General features: G+C 69.2%; 16 protein-coding genes. All 16 read left to right on the forward strand.

Features of this window, described 5'->3' with window-relative positions; all coding sequences use genetic code 11:
• Positions 1 to 140: 140 nt before the first annotated feature.
• Entirely contained in the window at positions 141 to 1,610 is a 1,470-nt protein-coding gene (locus tag QFZ21_RS17960; protein ID WP_307380258.1) for an HNH endonuclease signature motif containing protein, read from the forward strand.
• A 114-nt stretch (positions 1,611 to 1,724) separates the two neighbouring features.
• On the forward strand, positions 1,725 to 2,345 hold the full coding sequence (locus QFZ21_RS17965) for a rhomboid family intramembrane serine protease (protein WP_307381343.1): 621 nt from the start codon (positions 1,725 to 1,727) through the stop codon (positions 2,343 to 2,345).
• Between the two features lie 164 nt (positions 2,346 to 2,509).
• Positions 2,510 to 3,079: a hypothetical protein gene (locus QFZ21_RS17970; RefSeq protein WP_307380261.1), complete on the forward strand. Its 570-nt coding sequence runs from the start codon at positions 2,510 to 2,512 to the stop codon at positions 3,077 to 3,079.
• A gap of 9 nt (positions 3,080 to 3,088) precedes the next feature.
• Complete coding sequence (gene pta / locus QFZ21_RS17975) at positions 3,089 to 5,233, forward strand: phosphate acetyltransferase (protein ID WP_307380264.1); 2,145 nt, start codon at positions 3,089 to 3,091, stop codon at positions 5,231 to 5,233.
• Positions 5,230 to 6,450 carry an acetate/propionate family kinase gene (locus tag QFZ21_RS17980; protein ID WP_307380265.1) on the forward strand — a complete coding sequence of 407 codons (1,221 nt, stop codon included), beginning with the start codon at positions 5,230 to 5,232 and terminating at the stop codon, positions 6,448 to 6,450. Before pta ends, QFZ21_RS17980 begins: the two co-directional genes overlap by 4 nt.
• A gap of 105 nt (positions 6,451 to 6,555) precedes the next feature.
• Complete coding sequence (locus QFZ21_RS17985; RefSeq protein WP_307380267.1) at positions 6,556 to 7,338, forward strand: HAD family phosphatase; 783 nt, start codon at positions 6,556 to 6,558, stop codon at positions 7,336 to 7,338.
• Positions 7,335 to 9,845, forward strand: coding sequence for a glycoside hydrolase family 65 protein (locus tag QFZ21_RS17990; RefSeq protein ID WP_307380269.1), 2,511 nt, complete (start codon positions 7,335 to 7,337; stop codon positions 9,843 to 9,845). The genes QFZ21_RS17985 and QFZ21_RS17990 overlap by 4 nt, the downstream gene beginning before the upstream one ends.
• 45 nt (positions 9,846 to 9,890) lie before the next feature.
• A complete protein-coding gene (locus QFZ21_RS17995; protein WP_307380271.1) occupies positions 9,891 to 12,179 on the forward strand; it encodes a DNA polymerase III subunit gamma and tau in 2,289 nt (762 codons plus the stop codon).
• Positions 12,179 to 12,772, forward strand: coding sequence for a recombination mediator RecR (recR, locus tag QFZ21_RS18000; RefSeq protein ID WP_307380274.1), 594 nt, complete (start codon positions 12,179 to 12,181; stop codon positions 12,770 to 12,772). The genes QFZ21_RS17995 and recR overlap by 1 nt, the downstream gene beginning before the upstream one ends.
• On the forward strand, positions 12,769 to 13,716 hold the full coding sequence (locus tag QFZ21_RS18005; protein ID WP_307380275.1) for a DMT family transporter: 948 nt from the start codon (positions 12,769 to 12,771) through the stop codon (positions 13,714 to 13,716). The genes recR and QFZ21_RS18005 overlap by 4 nt, the downstream gene beginning before the upstream one ends.
• Before the next feature lie 103 nt (positions 13,717 to 13,819).
• Entirely contained in the window at positions 13,820 to 15,100 is a 1,281-nt protein-coding gene (locus tag QFZ21_RS18010; RefSeq protein WP_307380277.1) for an aspartate kinase, read from the forward strand.
• A gap of 141 nt (positions 15,101 to 15,241) precedes the next feature.
• Positions 15,242 to 16,312, forward strand: a complete 1,071-nt coding sequence (locus QFZ21_RS18015) for an aspartate-semialdehyde dehydrogenase (protein WP_307380278.1) — start codon at positions 15,242 to 15,244, stop codon at positions 16,310 to 16,312.
• A gap of 95 nt (positions 16,313 to 16,407) precedes the next feature.
• On the forward strand, positions 16,408 to 17,880 hold the full coding sequence (locus tag QFZ21_RS18020; protein WP_373426029.1) for a malate:quinone oxidoreductase: 1,473 nt from the start codon (positions 16,408 to 16,410) through the stop codon (positions 17,878 to 17,880).
• 9 nt (positions 17,881 to 17,889) lie between these two features.
• A complete protein-coding gene (locus QFZ21_RS18025; RefSeq protein WP_307380280.1) occupies positions 17,890 to 18,543 on the forward strand; it encodes a thymidine kinase in 654 nt (217 codons plus the stop codon).
• A 102-nt stretch (positions 18,544 to 18,645) separates the two neighbouring features.
• The gene (locus QFZ21_RS18030; protein ID WP_307380283.1) at positions 18,646 to 19,350 is read left to right on the forward strand and encodes a FadR/GntR family transcriptional regulator; all 705 of its coding nucleotides are present in this window, start codon (positions 18,646 to 18,648) and stop codon (positions 19,348 to 19,350) included.
• Between the two features lie 58 nt (positions 19,351 to 19,408).
• Positions 19,409 to 20,668: an alpha-hydroxy acid oxidase gene (locus QFZ21_RS18035; RefSeq protein ID WP_307380284.1), complete on the forward strand. Its 1,260-nt coding sequence runs from the start codon at positions 19,409 to 19,411 to the stop codon at positions 20,666 to 20,668.
• Positions 20,669 to 20,697: the final 29 nt, after the last annotated feature.

The following is a 20,697-nucleotide window of genomic DNA, read 5'->3' on the forward strand; positions in this document are numbered from 1 at the left end:
CCGGCTGTTGGGTCCCTGAGCTTGTCGAAGGGTCTGGATCTGCGCTCCGGTATGAGCGTATGCCGGCATATCGGAAATGCGCCTTTGATCTGGTGCTTTTCGGGGTCGGAATGTCGGTGGCCCTCGGTTGACTAGGGGGTATGAACAGCACCACGGAAGCGTTGGATCGGGTCATCGTCGACCTCGATGCGGTGCTGTCCGGTGACGTGCTGGCGGGTTTGCCGGATGCGGACCGCATGGATGTGCTCCGGGTTGCGGGGGAGGCGTTCCGTCGCATCGAGGCGGTGGTGGTGGAGTCGGTCGCGTCGGCGGATGTGGACTTCTCGCACTCGTTCGGATGCCGCGGGCAGAACGAACTCCTGCAGCGGGCGTTGCGCACGGATGTGGCGGGCGCTACGAGGGTCGGGAAGGCCGCGGATGCGGTGCGCCGTCAGATCAGCCCCTCGTCGGGGGAGCGGCTGGAGGCCCGGTACCCGGCTCTGCGGGAAGCGTTGATGGACGGGGTGATCGGGGTCGCGGGGTTGTTGGCGGCGATCGGTCCGATCGATAAGGCCGCGCACAAGGTCGGGCGGGCGGCGATGCTTGCGGCGGATGCCCTGTTGGCGGACCATGCCCGCGGGTACCGGGCGGATGACAACGGCGGCGATGTTGACGCGGATGCTGACCCGGACGCGGACCTGGATGCGGGTGCGGGTGCGGAGGACGTTCCGGGTCCTCCGGTGACGCCGGAGGATCTGCGGCAGTTCGCACAGTCGGTCGCGATGACCCTGGATCCTGATGGCCCGGAGCCGTCGGATCGTGGTGCGCAGAATCACCGGTTCTTGACGATCGGGCGCCTTCGTGACGGGTTGCATTCGATCCGGGGGAATGTGCTTCCGGATGTTGCGGCGCAGTTCCAGTCCGTGATCGATGCGCAGAACAATCCGAAGACGGATGGACCCCCGCATCCGGGCGTGCATTTCGAAGACTCAGAGGGTGACGGCTCAGAGCACCCCGGTCACGACGATGGTTTCGAGGATGAGCCGATCGATCGGCGCACTGCCGGCCAGAAGCGTCATGATGCGTTCGCCGCGGCGTTGGGAATCGCGGCCCGGCACGCGGACATGCCTTCACTCGGTGGGGCAGCCCCGACCCTGGTCGTCCATGTCGACGCCAAAGACCTCGCCGCAGGGCGTGGATGGGCGACGATGGCCGGGTCGCAAGCCCCCGTCCCGCTGCATGTCGCCGCGCACACCGCGTGCAACGGGGCGATTCAACGCGTGCTGTTCGACGAAGGACGAATCGTCGGGATCTCGGTCACGGATCGGGTGTTCACGGTGCATCAACGGCGGGCGATCATCGCCAGAGATCGAGAATGCCTCGTTCCCGGGTGTCATGTTCCGGCATCCTGGTGTGAGATCCACCACGTGACCGAACATGCCCGCGGCGGTCCGACGCATACCGACAACGGGGTCCCCTTGTGCTGGTGGCACCACCGATCCCTGGACTGGTCGGGGTGGGAAATCCGTATGAACGACGGTGTCCCCGAGATCCGGGGACCGGAGTGGTGGGACCCCTCCGGGACCTGGCGCACGTCACGACCACGGGTTCCCGACCTCGCCCGAGCATGAACACCCTCGCGCGCGTGAACAATTTCGCCGCGATCGCCGCGTCGACCGATCGTTGATCGACGCTCTGCTCAGTCGACTCCGGGAAACGACTGCGACAATCAGGACGTGACCGTCATGCCGCCCCGCAGCACACCGAACGCCCCGAGCACCAGCCGGGCACTCGGCCGTTTCCTCTCGCCGGTCGTCCTGCTGGCGGTCATGTGGCTGATCCAGATCCTCGACGCGATCCTCCCCGGCTCGTTCTCCGGGTTCGGACTGCGATCGTGGGATCTCGAGGGCCTCGGCGGCATCGTCCTCGGACCCTTGCTGCACGCGAACTGGGCGCACCTGATCGCCAACTCGGTGCCCTTCCTCGTACTGGGCTGCCTCGTGGCCGTCGAAGGCACACGTCGATTCTGGGCCGTCACCGCGATCGCGGCGATCATCGGCGGACTCGGCACCTGGCTCGTGAACGCGCCCGGAACCCTCACGGTCGGCGCCTCCGGTCTCGTGTTCGGCTACTTCGGCTACGTCGTGTTGCGCGTCTTCGTCCGCGGGCGGGTCGCGCACCGCATCCTCTACGCCGTGATCGCGCTGATCGTCATCTCCGTCTACGGCGGATCGATGTTCGCCGGAGTGTTCGGTGCCGCAGAGGGCGTCTCCTGGCAGGGGCATCTGTTCGGGGCGATCGGCGGCGGGATCGCCGCGTTCATCGGCCGGAGCCGGCGACCGGACCGCGAAGTCCGAGCCCCGTGAGCGCACGACGAGCAAAGCCCGGGAACGCTGCCCGACGCCGGAGCAGCACGAGATCGTCGCCCCAGAGGCGGAACGCGAAACCTCCCGCCCGCAGGAAGCCGGCAGCGAAACGGCGCAAGCCCGGCAGTCGGCGTCAGGCGGCGATCCGCCTGCGTCGCCGTCGGATGCTGCAGCGCATCCTGCTGTCGACCGGGGCCGTGGTCGTGGCCGCCGCGCTCCTGGTGCTGATCCCGCTCGGGCTCGCCCGCGATCCCGAGCTCTGCGTCGACGATCCGCGCACGTTCCCGAAAGCGGGCGTCGCCGGCTGGAGCGGTGAACAGCTCGAGAACGCCGCGACCATCGTGCGCACGGCATCCGCTCTCGGTCTGGGCCACGACGGGCAGGTGCTCGGCGTGATGACCGCGATGGGCGAGAGCAGCCTGCGCAACATCGACTACGGCGACTGGGAGACCACCGGCTTCACCAACCCGGACGGATCGCGGACGACCAGCATCGGGCTGTTCCAGCAGCAGGAGTGGTGGGGCAGCGTCGAGGAGCGCATGGATCCGGCGACGGCGGCGACGAAGTTCTACGAACGACTCGTGCGACTGCCCGACTGGCAGCGGATGGAACCCTCGCATGCGATCCACCGGGTGCAGATCAACACCGACCGCGACTACTACGCCCGCTTCGAAGCCGACGCGACGGCCGTCGTCGATGCCCTGTCCGGCACCTGTACGGCCGGGCGCGCCTAAGCTGAACCCGTGGCGCGGAGCATCTACATAACCTCGGCCGAAGGCCATACCGGAAAATCGACGATCGCCCTCGGGGTGCTCGACGCGCTGATGCGCGTGACACCGCGAGTCGGGGTGTTCCGACCGATCGCCCGGTCGGTCACGGAGCGCGACGAGATCCTCGAGCTGCTCCTCGCACATGACGGGGTCCACCTCGACTACGACGACTGCATCGGCGTCACCTACGACGACGTGCGCCACGAGCCCGAGAAGGCGCTGTCGACCATCGTCGCCCGCTTCAAGGCGGTCGAGGCGCAGTGCGATGCGGTCGTCATCATCGGCAGTGACTACACCGACGTCGCGAGCCCCGCCGAGCTCGGCTTCAACGCCCGGATCGCCGCCAACCTCGGAACGCCCGTGCTGCTCGTACTCAGCGGACGCGACCAGCAGCGGCAGGCCGAGCAGCTCGGCACGACCACCGCGCGCACCGCGGCGGCCGTCGGGCAGATCGCCGCCCTCGCCCTGTCCGAGCTCTCCACGGAGCGGGCCGAACTGTTCGCCGTGATCGTGAACCGCGCAGACCCCGAAGCCTTCGACGGCATCGTGGCCGAGGTCTCCGGCGTCCTCCCGGAAGACCGCACTCCGGTGTGGACGATCCCCGAGGACCGCAATCTGGTCGCGCCCTCGATCCGCGGCATCCTCGCCGCCGTCGACGGGAAGCTTCTCAAAGGCGATGACGACCGACTCACCCGGGAGGCCCTGACGATCGTGGTCGCGGGCATGTCGATGGTGAACGTGCTCCCTCGACTCACCGAGGAGGCGGTCGTGGTGATTCCGGCGGACCGCACCGAAGTGCTCCTCGCCGCGCTCCTCGCCGATTCGTCCGGCACCTTCCCGCGCATCGCGGGCATCATCCTCAACGGACCGTTCCCCCTGCCGGAGCCGATCGTGCGCCTGCTGGACGGCTTCGCCTCCTCGGTGCCGATCATCACCACCGATCTCGGAACGTACGACACCGCCGTGCGGGTGATGGGCACCCGCGGACGGATCTCACCGGATTCCCGCGCCCGCTACGACCGCGCGCTCGGCCTCTTCCAGACGCATGTCGACGTCTCCGAGCTCACGACGCAGCTCGGTCTCGCGGAGTCGCGCGTCGTGACCCCGCTGATGTTCGAGTACGGCCTCATCGAGCGTGCACGCGCCGACCGGCGGCGCATCGTGCTGCCCGAGGGTGATGACGACCGCATCCTCCGCGCCGCGGCGACCCTGCTCGCGCGGGAGGTGGCCGATCTGACGATCCTGGGCGACGAGGCAGCGATCCGGGCGAGGGCGATCGAGCTCGGCGTCGACATCGCCGCAGCCCAGGTGATCAGCACGACGGACCCGGAACTGGTCGAGCGCTTCGCCGCGGAATACGCCCGACTGCGGGCACACAAGGGCATCACGCTCGCCCAGGCCGCCGACACCGTGACGGACGTGTCGTACTTCGGCACGATGATGGTGCACCTCGGCCTCGCCGACGGCATGGTCTCCGGCGCCGCGCACACGACCGCTCACACGATTCGTCCGTCGTTCGAGATCATCAAGACCAAGCCGGGCGTGAACGTCGTGTCCAGCGTGTTCCTGATGGCTCTGGCCGACCGGGTGCTCGTCTACGGCGACTGCGCCGTGATCCCCGATCCGACCAGCGAGCAGCTCGCCGACATCGCGATCTCGTCTGCCGCGACCGCCCGCCAGTTCGGCATCGATCCGCGGGTGGCGATGCTGTCGTACTCGACGGGGGAGTCGGGCTCCGGCGCCGACGTCGACAAGGTGCGCGCAGCCACCGCACTGGTGCGCGAGCGTGCACCCGAGCTGCCGGTGGAGGGCCCGATCCAATATGACGCGGCTGCCGACGCCGCGGTCGCGAAGGCCAAGCTGCCGGATTCCGCCGTGGCCGGGCGGGCGACGGTGTTCGTCTTCCCCGACCTCAACACGGGCAACAACACCTACAAGGCGGTGCAGCGCTCGGCCGGCGCTGTCGCGATCGGACCGGTGCTCCAGGGTCTCAACAAGCCGATCAACGACCTGTCGCGCGGAGCGCTCGTCGACGACATCGTGAACACCGTGGCGATCACCGCGATCCAGGCCCAGAGTGCGACAGGCGACGGCGCAACAGAGGAGGGCAGCGCATGAGCGCGATCCTGGTGATCAACAGCGGGTCCTCCTCGCTGAAGTACAGCCTGATCGACGTCGAGAGTGAGAACGAGCTCGCCAGCGGGCTGATCGAGCGAATCGGCCAGGACGCGAGTCCCGTCGCGCACACCGTGCGGCCGGAGACGGATGCGGATGCCGTGCCGACCATGCTCGACGCGACGTATCGCAGCGAGCAGCCGGTGGCCGACCATCACGCCGCGTTCAGCGTGATGCTGGCGCAGTTCGCCGAGCACGGCCCGTCCCTCGAAACCCGAGCTCCCGTCGCCGTCGGCCACCGCGTGGTGCACGGCGGCGCCCGCTTCTTCGCCCCGACTCGCATCGATGCCGACGTCGAGCGGCAGATCGACGAGCTCGCCGTGCTCGCGCCGCTGCACAACCCCGCCAACCTCGCCGGCATCCGCGCCGCGAAAGCCGTGTTCACCACCGTGCCGCACGTCGCCGTCTTCGACACCGCGTTCCACCAGACGCTTCCGCCCGCGGCCTACACCTACGCGATCGACGCGGAGCTCGCCGCCGAGCACCGCGTGCGCCGCTACGGGTTCCACGGCACGAGCCACCAGTACGTGAGCGAGAAGGCGGCTGCCTTCCTCGGACGCGATCTCGCCGACCTCCGGCAGATCGTCTTCCATCTCGGCAACGGCGCCTCGGCCACCGCGATCGACGGAGGCCGCTCGGTCGAGACCTCGATGGGCCTCACACCGCTCGAGGGCCTGGTGATGGGCACCCGCTCGGGCGACCTCGATCCCGCCGCGCTCGTGCACCTCTCCCGGCGCGCGGGCCTCTCGATCGACGAGCTCGATTCGCTGCTGAACAGCCGCAGCGGTCTCCTCGGACTCGCCGGCCGCAGCGACATGCGCGACATCCTCGCCGGCGTCGAGGAGGGCGAGGACGCCGCCACCCTGGCCTACGACGTCTACATCCACCGGCTACGGGCCTACGCGGGCGCGTACATCGCGCAGCTCGGCGGCGTCGACGTGATCTCCTTCACCGCGGGCGTCGGCGAGAACGCCGCGCGGGTCAGGGCCGATGCTCTGGCGACCCTCGGATTCGCGGGGGTCGAGATCGATCCCGCGCGCAACGAGGCGCGCGAGCGCGGCATCCGTCGGATCTCCTCCGAGGCGTCGCGCGTGACGGTCCTCGTCGTCCCGACGAACGAGGAACTGCAGATCGCCCGGCAGGCCGCCGAACTGCTCTGATCGGATGCCCGCGAAAGGTTACCCGAGCGGGCTGGACCGCATTACGCTTGCACAGTGGCACGGAGAGGTGCCGAACTCTCATCGCCCCTTCTCCTGGAGGCTCCTGTGCCCGAAGCCCTGCCCGATCTGTTCCATGCCGACGGTGTGCTCTTCGACCTCGACGGCGTGCTCACGCCGACCGCCGAGGTGCACATGCGGGCGTGGAAGGTCGTCTTCGACGACGTCTTCGAGCGGTGGGGCATCACGCCTCCGTACACGGATGCCGATTACTACGACTATGTCGACGGCAAGAAGCGCTACGACGGCGTCGCCAGCCTGCTGCACAGCCGCAACGTCGAGGTGCCCTGGGGTGAGGTCGACGACGAGCCGGAGGCCGAGACGATCTGCGGCATCGGCAACCGCAAGAACGCCGCGTTCGCGATCTCGCTGCGGGGTGAGGGCATCGCGCCGTATCCGGGTTCCCTCGCCCTCGTCGAGGCTCTGCATGCCGCCGGCGTCCCGCTCGGAGTGGTCTCGAGCTCGAAGAACGCCGAAGAGGTGCTCGGCGCCGCCGGCATCCGCTCCTTCTTCTCGATCGTCGTCGACGGCGTCGTGGCCGAGCGCGAAGGTCTCGCGTCGAAGCCCGCAGCCGACATGTTCGCGGCGGGCGCCGTCGCCCTCGGCGTCGAGCCTGCGCGGGCCGTCGCCGTCGAGGACGCCACTTCCGGCGCAGCGTCCGCTGCCGCAGCGGGCATCGCGATCGTCATCGGCGTCGATCGCGGCACCGGTGCCGACGCACTGCGCACCGCCGGTGCAACCGTGGTCGTCGACGACCTCGCCGTCCTGCTTAACGACACCCGTGACAACACCCGCACCGACACCCGCGACAACACCTCGGAGACCGCATGATCGACCGCGACCGCTTCCCCGTCGACCCGTGGCGTCTCATCGAGACGAGCTACTCCGAGGAGGGCGTGGGGGAGACGCTGTTCACCGTCGGCAACGGCTACCTCGGTCTGCGCGGCAACCACATCGAGGGCCGTGGTGCGCACGAGCACGGCACGTTCATCAACGGTCTGCATGAGACCTGGCCGATCCGTCACGCGGAACAGGCGTACGGCTTCGCCGAGGTCGGGCAGACCATCGTCAACGCACCCGACGCCAAGATCATGCGCGTGTACGTCGATGACGAGCCGATTTCGTTTGACGAGGCGGACGTGCGCGAGTACCAGCGCACGCTCGACATGCGCACCGGTGTCCTCGAGCGCGTGGTCGTGTGGGAGACCCCGTCGGGCAAGCGCGTCCGCATCCGCGACGAGCGCATCGTCAGCTTCGAGGAGCGCCACCTCGCGATCCTCCGGCTGGAGGTCACGGTCGAGAACTCCGACGCTCCGGTGACGATCAGCTGCCAGCTGCTCAACCGCCAGGACGGCGGCAACGTCTACGCCGGCACCCCGGTCTCCGCCCAGAAGAAGGGCGGATTCGATCCCCGCAAGTCGGAGAAGATCGCCGATCGCGTGCTGCAACCCGACGAGTTCTGGCAGGACGGACTGCGCGCGGCACTGTCGTACCGGGTCGCCGATTCCGGCATGACGGTCGCCGTCGTCGCCGATCACATCATCGAGACCGAGAACGAATACGACGCCCGGAAACTGATCGAGGGCGACATCGCGAAGAATGTCTTCCGCGTGCAGGCTAAGGCCGGCGTGCCGATCCGTATCACCAAGCTCGTCAGCTATCACACCTCGCGCGGCGTTCCGCCGCGCGAACTCGTCGACCGGTGCCGCCGCTCTCTCGACCGGGTCACCGTCGAGGGCGTCGAGACCCAGTTCCGGCAGCAGGAGAAGTGGCTCGCCGCGTTCTGGGAGCGCAGCGACGTGCAGATCGGCGGCCGCGACGACATCCAGCAGGCGACCCGCTGGTGCCTGCTGCAGCTGGCCCAGGCCGCCGCACGCGCCGACGGCACCGGAGTCCCCGCGAAGGGCGTCTCCGGCTCGGGCTACAGCGGGCACTACTTCTGGGACACCGAGATCTACGTGCTCCCGTTCCTCACCTACACGTCTCCGCAGTGGGCGCGCAACGCGCTCCGCGCCCGCGTGCAGATGCTTCCCGCCGCGCGTCGGCGCGCCGGTCAGCTCAACGAGGCGGGGGCGCTGTTCCCCTGGCGCACCATCAACGGCGAGGAGGCCTCGGCGTATTACGCCGCCGGCACCGCGCAGTACCACATCAACGCCGACGTGAGCTTCGCGCTCGGCAAGTACGTGCGCGCCACCGGCGACGAGGACTTCCTCCGCCGAGAAGGTGCGGACATCGCGATCGAGACCGCGCGCCTGTGGGCGACCCTCGGCTTCTGGCGGGCGTCCCGGCTCGTCGGAGAGCCGCAGGCGGGCGACGGCCTCGAGACGTTCCACATCCACGGCGTCACCGGCCCCGACGAGTACACGACGGTGGTGAACGACAACCTCTACACGAACGTCATGGCGCGGTACAACCTGCGGTACGCGGCGAGGATCGTGCGCGAGATCGAGGAGACGTACCCCGAGGAGTACCTCCGGCTCGTCGAGCGCACCGGACTCGGAGCGGGCGAAGCCGAGGCCTGGGAGCGTGCGGCCGAGGCCATGTTCATCCCGTACAGCGAGGCCCTCGGCATCCATCCGCAGGATTCCCTGTTCCTCGAGCGCGAGGTCTGGGATCTCGCGCAGACGCCGGCCGATCAGAGGCCGCTGCTGCTCCACTTCCACCCGCTGGTGATCTACCGGTTCCAGGTGCTCAAGCAGGCTGACGTCGTGCTGGCGCTGTTCCTGCAGGGCAACCACTTCACGCCCGAGGAGAAGAAGGCCGACTTCGACTACTACGACCCGCTGACGACGGGCGACTCGACTCTGTCGGCCGTCGTGCAGTCGATCCTCGCGGCAGAGGTCGGCTACCAGGACCTCGCGCAGCGGTACTTCGAGCAGTCGCTCTTCGTCGACCTGCATGACCTGCACCACAACGCGGCCGACGGCGTGCACGTCGCCTCCGCCGGCGGCGTGTGGACCGCGCTCGTCTGCGGGTTCGGCGGGATGCGCGACTACGCGGGCGAGCTCAGCTTCGACCCGCGGCTCCCCGCCGGCTGGCCCTCGCTGTCGTTCCCGCTGCAGTGGCAGGGCTCTGATCTGCAGGTCACCCTGACGAAGGACGAGCTGCAGGTGCGCGTACGCAGCGGTGCCCCGGTGCCCTTCACGGTGCGCGAGGAGGCCTACATCGCGACCGCCGACGAAGCGGTCGTGGTGCCGCTGGCCGATCAGGGGCCGATCATCCCCGGGCGTCCGACGCTGCGGCAGTTCGCCGACGCGTTGCGGGAGGACGGCACACGGCTCTCCGCGTCCGTTCCGGTCATCACGACGGCGATCCCGATCATCGAGTCCGTCGACTGATCCGACGACCCGCCGAGTGTCGGCGGCACGCCGTAGGCTGTCAAGGTGACCACAGCCCTGTACCGCCGCTACCGACCCGAGACGTTCGGCGAGATGATCGGGCAGTCGCAGGTGACCGATCCCCTGATGACCGCGCTGCGCGGCGACCGCGTCGGCCACGCTTATCTCTTCTCCGGACCGCGCGGGTGCGGCAAGACGACATCGGCGCGCATCCTGGCGCGCTGCCTGAACTGCGCGGCCGGCCCGACCGACACCCCGTGCGGCACGTGCGACAGCTGCGTCGAGCTGTCGCGCGCCGGCGGCGGGTCGCTCGACGTGGTCGAGATCGACGCGGCGAGCCACAACGGCGTCGATGATGCCCGCGACCTGCGTGAACGGGCGACGTTCGCCCCGAGCCGCGACCGCTACAAGATCTTCATCCTCGACGAGGCGCACATGGTCACCCCGCAGGGGTTCAACGCGCTGCTGAAGCTCGTCGAAGAGCCGCCGGAGCACGTCAAGTTCATCTTCGCGACCACCGAGCCCGAGAAGGTGCTCGGCACCATCCGCTCGCGCACGCACCACTACCCGTTCCGTCTCGTGCCGCCCGCGGCGATGCTCGAGTACGTCGCGAAGCTGTGCGGCGAAGAGGGCGTGATCGTCGAGCAGGGCGTGCTTCCCCTCGTCGTCCGCGCCGGCGGCGGATCGCCCCGAGACACCCTGTCGCTGCTCGATCAGCTGATCGCCGGTTCCGACGCGCCTGCCGGATCCGAGACGGTCACCGTCGGCTACGCCCGCGCGGTGTCGCTGCTCGGCTACACGCACGGGGCACTGCTCGACGAGATCGTCGACGCGCTGGCCGCGGGTGACGCCGCAGCCGCCTTCCCGGCGATCGACCGCGTCGTGCAGACGGGCCAGGACCCTCGGCGATTCGTCGACGACCTGCTCGAGCGCCTGCGCGACCTCATCGTCATCGCGGCCGTCGGTGCGGGAGCATCCGCCGTGCTGCGCGGCATCGCCGAAGACGACCTGGAGCGCATGCGCGGTCAGGCGGCGGCCTTCGGCTCGGCGCGCCTGTCGCGCACGGCCGACGTCGTGAGCGCGGCTCTCGACGACATGTCCGGGGCGACCTCGCCTCGCCTCCACCTCGAGCTCATGGTCGCGCGCGTGCTCGCCGGAGCGACGGATGCCGCGGCTGCGGCGCCGACAGCTGCGGCAGCGGCACCGACGCGTACACCGGCCGCCGCGCCGGAACGCGCGGCAACCCCTGCGGCTGCGCCGGCAGCGGCGGCGCAGGCAACGGCATCTGTGGCAGCCCCAGCGCCGGCCCCCGCCGCGAAGCCGACCGCCCCGGAACCGGTCGCCGCCGAAGAACCGGTCGCCGCCGAGCCGGCCGCCGCCGAGCCGGCCGCTGCCGCCGCGTCGCCGCGAGGACCCGTCACGCTCGCCAGCGTCCTCGCCGCGTGGCCCGCCGTGCTGACCCGTCTCGAGGGCATCAGCCGAACCTCCTGGCTGCTCGCCACCGCCGTGCAGCCGCTGGCGTACGTGACCGACACCGAGGTGCTGACTCTCGGCTTCACGAGCCAGCACGATGTGGGGAAGTTCAAGGGCACGACGCCCGGATCCGGTCCGTCCGATCACTTGCGCACGGCGATCGAGCAAGAGCTCGGCGTCCGCGTGAAGTACGTGCCGGCGCCGATGCCGTCGGGGGGCGGTGCGTCCGGGGGTGCTCCGCGCCAGCCGGCGGCATCGGCCCCGCCGACCGCCGCCGACGCCGCCCCTGCATCGGAGCCTGCGTCAGCGGGATCATCCCGCCCGAAGGTCCTCGGCCAGTCGGCATCCAGCGTCACCGAGTGGGCGGTCGCACCGATCCCCACGGCGGAGGAACCGCCGAGCGCGCCCCCGGCACCGGCCGCTCCGCTTCCGGTCGACGACGAGCCCGAAGAGGTCGAGGCGGCAGCATCCGCTCCGGTCCCTCCGGCAGACGGCATCGTCGACCGCGACGAGCCGCCGCTCCCCGGCGACGACGAGGCGCCCGCCTTCGATGACGAGCCTCCGTACGATCCGTCGTACGAACCGCCCGCACCGCGCCAGGGGCCACTCGTGCCCAGCCAGGCTGCCGTGTCGACGCAGGCGACGATGTCCACGCACGCGACCACGGCCGTGCGGCGCGACGCGCCGGCCGCGACCGCTCCGCAACCTCCCCGCGCCGCGCCCTCCGCCTCACCGGTGGTGACCGAGCGCGCCCCCTCCATCGGGGGAGTGCAGCGCTACGGCGAGGCCGTGATCCGCCAGGTGCTCGGCGCGACGTTCCTGCGCGAAGAGCCCTACGAGCCCCCGACGAGGTTCTCCTGATGTACGACGGCATCGTTCAAGAGCTGATCGACGAGTTCGGCCGACTCCCCGGCATCGGACCGAAGTCGGCGCAGCGCATCGCGTTCCACATCCTGCAGACGCCGACGTTCGACGTCGCGCGCCTCTCCGAACTCCTCACCGAAGTCCGCATCCGCGTGCGATTCTGTGAGATCTGCGGAAACGTCGCCGAGCAGGAGCGCTGTGCAATCTGCCGTGACCCGCGACGCAGCCAGGCGCTGATCTGCGTCGTCGAGGATGCGAAGGACGTCGCGGCCATCGAGCGCACGCGGGAGTTCCGCGGCCTGTATCACGTGCTCGGCGGTGTGATCAGCCCCATCGCCGGCATCGGGCCCGACGACCTGCGCATCGCCCAGCTCATGACCCGTCTCGCGGACGGCACGGTGCAGGAGGTCATCCTGGCGACGAACCCCAACCTCGAGGGCGAGGCGACGGCGAGCTATCTCAGCAGGCTGCTCACCACGATGCAGATCACCGTGTCGCGCCTGGCCTCGGGGCTCCCCGTCGGCGGCGACCTCGAGTACGCCGACGAGGTCACGCTCGGCCGAGCCTTCGAGGGCCGGCGCGTCCTGTGAACGCCCAGGGCGGGTTCTCCCGTCGTGGCTGGCTGCTCTTCGGCGCGATGGCGATGCTGTGGGGCGTGCCCTACCTGTTCATCAGCATCGCGGTCGAATCGCTGTCGCCGCCCGCGATCGTGGCCGGTCGCACACTCATCGCCGCGCTCCTCCTGTTGCCGTTCGCCTTCCGCGGCGGAGCCCTACGCACGGCCCTGAAGCACTGGCCGTGGGTGCTCCTCTTCGGGCTCGTCGAGATGGCGGGGCCCTTCGTCCTCCTCGGGCACGCCGAGATCACGCTTCCGTCCGGCATGACCGGTCTGCTGGTCGCCACCGTGCCGCTGTTCGCCGCGCTGATCGCACTCGGCGGCGGCGATCGCGGCGTGCTCCGCCCCGCGCGGGGGATCGGACTCCTCATCGGCTTCGTGGGCGTCGCGATCGTGGTCGCAGGACCGGGGCTGTTCGGCGGGGAGGTCAGCCTGCTCGCCGCCGGAGAGGTGCTGCTCGTCGCCATCCTCTACGCGATCGCTCCGTTCATCGTGGCCCGCAAGCTCGCCGACGTTCCCTCGATGGGGACGATCACGCTCTCGCTGCTCATGATCGGGATCATCTACCTCCCGATCGGTCTGCTCACCCAGCACGAGGTGCCGACGCTGCCGTCGCTCGGCGCGTTGCTCGCCCTCGCTGTGATCTGCACCGCCGTCGCCTTCCTCGCGTTCTTCGCGCTCATCCGCGAGGTGGGTCCGGTGCGCGCCCCGCTGTTCACCTACGTCAACCCCGTGGTCGCGATCATCCTCGGCGCGATCGTGCTGTCCGAGCCGCTCACGCCCGGCCTCCTGATCGGCTTCCCGCTGATCATCGCCGGATGCTGGTTCGCCGGGACCGGCGGGCGGCTGCGACCCGCGGCATCCGCTCCGCTCCCTGCCACGAGCCCGGCCGCGGCGACGCTTCCGCCTGCTCCGTGAGCAGCACGGCGACAGCGCCGAATCCGTCACATGCACGGCCGAGCATATGGGCCGATCGTAGAATGAGCGTGGGCGGATCCGCCCGACATCCCAGGGAGTGAACGTGGCCCTCATCGTGCAGAAGTACGGCGGCTCGTCCGTCGCCGACGCAGAGAGCATCAAGCGCGTCGCCAAGCGCATCGTCGACACCCGACGAGCAGGTCACGACGTCGTCGTCGCCGTGAGCGCCATGGGCGACACGACGGATGAGCTCCTCGAGCTCGCGAACCAGGTCGCGCCGATCCCTGCCCCGCGCGAACTCGACATGCTGCTCTCCAGCGGTGAGCGCATCTCGATGGCGCTGCTCGCGATGGCGATCCACTCGATGGGTTTCGAGGCTCGGTCGTTCACCGGCAGCCAGGCCGGCATGATCACCGATTCGCAGCACGGCGCCGCGCGCATCGTCGACGTCACGCCGGTGCGCCTGCGCGAGGCGCTCGATGAGGGCGCGATCGTGATCGTCGCCGGCTTCCAGGGCTTCAACCGCGACACGCGCGACATCACGACGCTCGGTCGCGGCGGCTCCGACACGACGGCCGTCGCCCTGGCGGCAGCGCTCGACGCCGACGTCTGCGAGATCTACAGCGACGTCGACGGCGTCTTCACCGCCGACCCTCGAGTCGTTCCGAAGGCGCAGAAGCTCGACCACGTCTCCACGGAGGAGATGCTCGAGCTCGCCGCCAACGGCGCCAAGGTGCTCTACATCCGCGCCGTCGAGTACGCACGCCGTCACGGCGTCCTGATCCACGCCCGGTCGACCTTCTCGTCGGCCGAGGGCACGTACGTTCTGGGCGAGGGTATGAACAACCCCCGCGAAGCCGAGGGAGCAGTCATGGAAGAGCCCATCGTCGCCGGTGTCGCCACCGACTTCAGCCACGCCAAGATCACCGTCGCCGGTGTTCCCGACGTGCCGGGCAAGGCCGCGGACATCTTCAAGATCGTGGCCAAGTCCGGTGCCAACGTCGACATGATCGTGCAGAACGTGTCGGCGACCGGACGCACCGACATCTCGTTCACCGTTCCCAAGGCGGATGCTGCGGCAGCACTCAAGGCTCTCGCGGCCGAGCAGTCCGAGGTCGGCTTCCAAAACCTCGTGCACGACGACCAGATCGGCAAGCTCTCGGTCGTCGGCGCGGGCATGCGCACGCACTCCGGGGTGTCGGCGACGCTGTTCGAGGCGCTGTCGGAGGGCGGCATCAACATCGAGATGATCTCGACTTCGGAGATCCGCATCTCGGTCGTGCTGCGTGGCGACGACCTCGCCGAGGCCGCCCGCACTGTGCACACCGCTTATGGCCTCGACGGCGACGCCGAGGCGACCGTCCACGCCGGTACCGGCCGCTGACAGCCCGACCCTGCCGCCTTTGCCTCGCTGCGAGCGCGGTAGACTCGCCGCAACCCTGACACCGGCGCCAGGCGCGGCATCCGCACCCCGACGCTGCGCCCGACGCTTCGTACGCAGCCCCGCACGACGCCAAGGAACATCATGACCCGCATCTCCGAATCAGGACTCTCCGTCGCCATCGTCGGCGCCACCGGCCAGGTCGGCACCGTCATGCGCGAGATTCTCGCCGAGCGGTCGTTCCCGATCCGCGAGCTGCGGCTGTTCTCGTCGTCGCGCTCGGCCGGAACGGCCATCGAGTACGGCGGCGTGACCGTCATCGTCGAGGATGTCGAGTCGGCGGATGCCGCGGGCATCGACATCGCGCTCTTCTCCGCCGGCGCCACCGCGAGCCGCGCCTACGCGCCCCGATTCGCCGCAGCCGGTGCTGTCGTCGTCGACAACTCCAGCGCCTGGCGCAACGACCCCGAGGTTCCCCTCGTCGTGAGCGAGGTCAACCCGCATGCGATCGACGACCGCCCCAAGGGCATCATCGCGAACCCGAACTGCACGACCATGGCGGCGATGCCCGTGCTCAAGGCGCTGCACGCCGAAGCCGGGCTCGAGCGCCTGATCGTCTCGACCTACCAGGCCGTCTCCGGGTCGGGTCTCGCGGGCGCCCAGGAGCTCCTCGGTCAGATCGAGGGCGTCCTCGCGCAGGGCGACACGCTCCGCCTGGTGCACGACGGCTCCGCGATCGACTTCCCGGAGCCCGAGAAGTACGTCGCCCCGATCGCCTTCGATGTCATCCCGTTCGCGGGAAACCTGGTCGACGACGGCCAGAACGAGACCGACGAGGAGAAGAAGCTCCGCAACGAGAGCCGCAAGATCCTCGAACTCCCCGATCTCCGCGTCGCCGGTACCTGCGTACGCGTTCCGGTCTTCACCGGTCACTCGCTCTCGATCAACGTCGAGTTCGCGCGCGACATCACCCCGCAGCGCGCCGCCGAGGTGCTGTCTTCCGCTCCCGGCGTCGTCCTCGACGAGGTGCCGACCCCCCTGCAGGCCGCGGGCAAGGACCCGAGCTTCGTCGGCCGCATCCGCGCCGACCAGTCCGCCCCCGAGGGCAAGGGGCTCGTGCTGTTCATCAGCAACGACAACCTGCGCAAGGGCGCGGCGCTCAACGCGGTGCAGATCGCCGAGGTGCTCGCCGAGCGCCTCGCCGTCACCGCCTGACGTCGCCTCCTCTTCCTCCTCCTCTCGTTTCGCCGGGAGTCTTCCGCATCCGCCCCATGGTCTGCCGTGTCGCGACCGCGAACTAGACTGTTCTGGTGACTGAAAACGTCGATGTCGTCCTGATCGGCGGTGGCATCATGAGCGCCACCCTGGGTACTCTGCTGCACGAACTGCAGCCGGAGTGGAAGATCGTCGCCTTCGAGCGACTCTCCGATGTGGGCCAGGAGAGCTCGAACCCCTGGAACAACGCCGGCACCGGCCATGCCGCGCTGTGCGAGCTGAACTACATGCCGCAGCAGGGCGATGCGCCGCTCGATCCTGCCAAGGCCGTCTCAATCAACGAGCAGTTCCAGCAGAGCCGCCAGTTCTGGTCGTCGCTGGTCGACAAGGGCGTGCTCGACGCGCCGTCGACGTTCATCAACGCCACGCCGCACATGACCTTCGTCCGCGGCGAGAAGGACGTCGCGTACCTCAAGAAGCGCTACGAGGTGCTCAAGGAGCAGCCCCTGTTCGCGGGCATCGAGTACAGCGAGGACTCGCGCGTCATCAACAAGTGGGCGCCGCTGCTCATGCAGCAGCGTCGCAAGGGCGAGCCGTTCGCCGCGACCCGCGTGCCGGCCGGCACCGACGTCGACTTCGGCGCGCTGACCCATCAGCTCTTCGACCACCTCACGGACTCCGGTGTCGTGCTGCGCACGAACCACGAGGTCCGCAACTTGAAGAAGCAGAAGGACGGCGGCTGGCTGGTCAACTACCGCACGACCATCGGCCGCACGCCGAACCAGGTGAAGGCCCGCTTCGTCTTCGTCGGTGCCGGCGGATGGGCCCTCAAGCTGCTGCAGAACTCCGGCATCCCCGAGATCAAGGGCTACGGCGTCTTCCCGATCGGTGGTCAGTTCCTGAAGACCACGAACCCGAAGGTCGTCGAGCAGCACAAGGCGAAGGTGTATTCGCAGGCGTCGGTCGGCGCACCGCCCATGTCGGTGCCGCACCTCGACACCCGGGTGGTCGGCGGCGAGGCCTCGCTGATGTTCGGGCCGTTCGCCACGTTCAGCCCGAAGTTCCTCAAGAACGGATCGATGCTCGACATCGTCACGCAGGTCCGTCCGCACAACCTGCTGCCGATGCTGCAGGTCGCGGTCAAGAACCCCGACCTGATCACGTATCTCGTCAGCGAGCTGTTGAAGAACCACGCGAAGAAGGTCGACAGCCTCCGTACCTTCATGCCGACCGCGAAGGATGAGGACTGGACGCTCATCGACGCCGGTCAGCGCGCGCAGGTGATGAAGAAGGATCCCCAGAAGGGCGGCATCCTGCAGTTCGGGACCGAGGTCGTGTCTGCGGCCGATGGTTCGATCGCCGGCCTGCTCGGTGCGTCGCCGGGAGCCTCGACTGCCGTGCCGATCATGCTCCAGCTGCTCGAGACCTGCTTCCCCGACCAGTACCCCGGGTGGGAGCCCACGCTGCGGGAGCTGATCCCGACCTTCGGCGAGAAGCTCAACAAGGATGCGGCGCTGGCCGAGGAGTCCACCGCAGCGACGGCTGCCACCCTCGGCATCAACGCCTGAGACCTCACCGTGGCGAAGCTCTACTTCCGCTACGGCGCGATGAACTCCGGGAAGTCGACCTCGCTGCTGCAGGCTGCCTACAACTACGAGGAGCGCGGGCAGCACGTGCTGCTCGCCAAGCCCGCCATCGACACCAAGGGTGCGTCGGAGATCGCCAGCCGCCTCGGCGTGACGCGGGCCGTGGACTTCCTGATCGGTCCGGATGACGATGCGCGGGTTCTGTTCGCGGAGCACCGCGAGCGCGTCCGGCGTTCGGCGGAGGAGGAGCTGATCCCGAGCGGTCCGATCGATGTGGCCTGCCTCCTCATCGATGAGGCGCAGTTCCTCACCCCGTCGCAGGTCGACGATCTCTTCCGGATCGCGGTCGAGGATGGCACACCTGTGATGGCGTACGGCATCCGCAACGACTTCCTCACCCACGCCTTCCCGGGCTCTGCGCGTCTGCTCGCGATCGCGCACTCGCTCGAAGAGCTCAAGACGATCTGCCGATGCGGGCGCAAGGCCGTGTTCAACGGACGGGTCATCGGGGGCCGGTTCGTGTTCGACGGCGACCAGGTCGCGATCGACGAAGGAGCCGACGGCTCTGCGGCTCCCGAGCTCACGACGTACGAGTCCCTGTGCGGCACCTGCTATCTCGAGGAGTCCGGCGGCCGCCTGGGCTGAAGCCCCCGCTCTCACCATCACGGCGCTGCGCTAGCACGCCCTCTTGCGTGGTCTGACCACAGCCGCTAATGTGGTCAGACCACACGAACGCGAGGGGACCGGATGTCGGAGCAGCAGCCTGCACGCGCCTGGCGCCTCGTTCTCGAGCACATCGAACGCGACCTCCTCGACGGGCGGCTCGGACCCGGCGACCGACTCGCATCGGAGCGGGACCTCGCCACGGAACTCGGCGTCGGACGCTCCAGTGTGCGCGAGGCCTTCCGGGTGCTCGAGGTGATGGGTCTCATTCGCACCGCGACCGGTTCGGGCCCGCAGTCCGGGGCCATCGTCATCGCCACGCCGACCGGCGGGATGTCGGCCCTGCTGCGGCTGCAGGTCGCCGCCCAAGGGTTCCCGCTCGCCGATGTCGTGCAGACGCGTCTCGTGCTCGAGGACGCTGTCGTCGGCGCGATGGCGGCTTCGCCCGAACGCGACACCTCCGTCGCTCATGGCCTGCTCGAGGCGATGGACGCCGACGATCTGTCCCCGGCTGAGTTCCTCGCGCTCGACGCTCAGCTGCACCTGTCGCTCGCGGAGGGGAGCGGCAACACGGTGATCGCGGCGATGATGGGCGGTCTGCGCTCGTCCATCGAGTCCTACGTGCAGGGCGGCGTCGACGCGATCGTCGATTGGGATGCCATGGCGACGCGACTGCGCCGGGAGCATCGCGCGCTGGTCGAGGCCATCGATACGGGCGATGCCGACGACGCCCGCGCGATCGTCCACGCGCATATCACCGACTACTACACGCAGATTCTGACTCCCTGAACTCCGGCTCCCATCGACGGGCGCACGGGTATACCGAAACCACACCGAGAGGCACACCATGGTCCAGCGCCAGGTTCCGAACCCCCGCGAGCTGCTCGAGCTCATGCAGTTCAAGAAGCCCGAACTCGACGGCCGCAAGCGCCGCCTCGATGCGGCCCTCACGATCGACGATCTGCGGAAGATCGCGAAGCGCCGCACCCCGAAGGCCGCCTTCGATTACACAGACGGCGCGGCGGAGGGCGAGCTCTCCCTCACCCGCGCGCGTCAGGCGTTCCAGGACGTCGAGTTCCACCCCGGCATCCTGCGGCCGGCGCCGACCATCGACACGAGCGTCGACATCCTCGGTGGTCCGTCGGCGCTGCCGTTCGGCATCGCGCCCACCGGTTTCACCCGGCTCATGCAGACCGAGGGAGAGGTCGCGGGCGCGGGCGCTGCTGCTGCCGCCGGCATCCCCTTCACGCTCTCGACTCTCGGCACCACGTCGATCGAGGGTGTGAAGAAGGCGAATCCGCACGGGAGGAACTGGTTCCAGCTCTACGTGATGCGTGATCGCGAGATCTCGTACGAGCTCGCCCGCCGCGCCGCCACTGCCGGATTCGACACCCTGCAGTTCACGGTCGACACCCCCGTGGCAGGCGCCCGTCTGCGCGACAAGCGCAACGGGTTCAGCATCCCACCGCAGCTCACTCTGGGGACGATCATCAATGCCATCCCGCGGCCGTGGTGGTGGTTCGACTTCCTCACGACGCCGAAGCTCGAGTTCGCGTCGCTGAGCACCACCGGCGGTACGGTCGGGGAGTTGTTGGATGCCGCGATGGACCCGACGATCGGCTACGACGACCTCGCCGTGATCCGTGACCTGTGGCCCGGCAAGATCGTCATCAAGGGCGTGCAGACGGTCGAGGACTCCCTCCGGCTGCGCGACGAGGGCGTCGACGGCATCGTGCTGTCGAACCACGGCGGGCGCCAGCTCGATCGGGCTCCGATCCCGTTCCACCTGCTCCCCGAGGTGCGCAAGGCCGTCGGCGACGACTTCACCGTGATGATCGACACCGGCATCATGAACGGTGCCGATATCGTGGCCGCCGTCGCACTGGGCGCCGACTTCACCCTCATCGGCCGCGCGTACCTGTACGGGCTGATGGCCGGCGGGCGACAGGGGGTCGACCGCACGATCGCGATCCTGCGCAGCGAGATCGAACGCACGATGCGCCTGCTCGGGGTCGCCTCGCTGGCGGAGCTCGAACCGGGCCATGTCACGCAGCTCGCGCGGCTCGTGCCCGTCACGCGGGCGGCATCCGAGGTCGTCCCTCGCTGATCGCGCGCCGTCGCGCGGATCGCGGACAC

The sequence above is a fragment of the Microbacterium sp. W4I20 genome (assembly GCF_030816505.1).
Classification (GTDB): domain Bacteria; phylum Actinomycetota; class Actinomycetes; order Actinomycetales; family Microbacteriaceae; genus Microbacterium.

Excerpts from the sequence above, each read along its gene's own strand:
- QFZ21_RS17960 (WP_307380258.1), top strand. The coding sequence starts at position 141 with ATGAACAGCACCACGGAAGCGTTGGATCGGGTCATCGTCGACCTCGAT.
- QFZ21_RS17965 (WP_307381343.1), top strand. The coding sequence starts at position 1,725 with ATGCCGCCCCGCAGCACACCGAACGCCCCGAGCACCAGCCGGGCACTC.
- QFZ21_RS17970 (WP_307380261.1), top strand. The coding sequence starts at position 2,510 with ATGCTGCAGCGCATCCTGCTGTCGACCGGGGCCGTGGTCGTGGCCGCC.
- QFZ21_RS17980 (WP_307380265.1), top strand. The coding sequence starts at position 5,230 with ATGAGCGCGATCCTGGTGATCAACAGCGGGTCCTCCTCGCTGAAGTAC.
- QFZ21_RS17990 (WP_307380269.1), top strand. The coding sequence starts at position 7,335 with ATGATCGACCGCGACCGCTTCCCCGTCGACCCGTGGCGTCTCATCGAG.
- recR (WP_307380274.1), top strand. The coding sequence starts at position 12,179 with ATGTACGACGGCATCGTTCAAGAGCTGATCGACGAGTTCGGCCGACTC.
- QFZ21_RS18015 (WP_307380278.1), top strand. The coding sequence starts at position 15,242 with ATGACCCGCATCTCCGAATCAGGACTCTCCGTCGCCATCGTCGGCGCC.
- QFZ21_RS18030 (WP_307380283.1), top strand. The coding sequence starts at position 18,646 with ATGTCGGAGCAGCAGCCTGCACGCGCCTGGCGCCTCGTTCTCGAGCAC.
- QFZ21_RS18035 (WP_307380284.1), top strand. The coding sequence starts at position 19,409 with ATGGTCCAGCGCCAGGTTCCGAACCCCCGCGAGCTGCTCGAGCTCATG.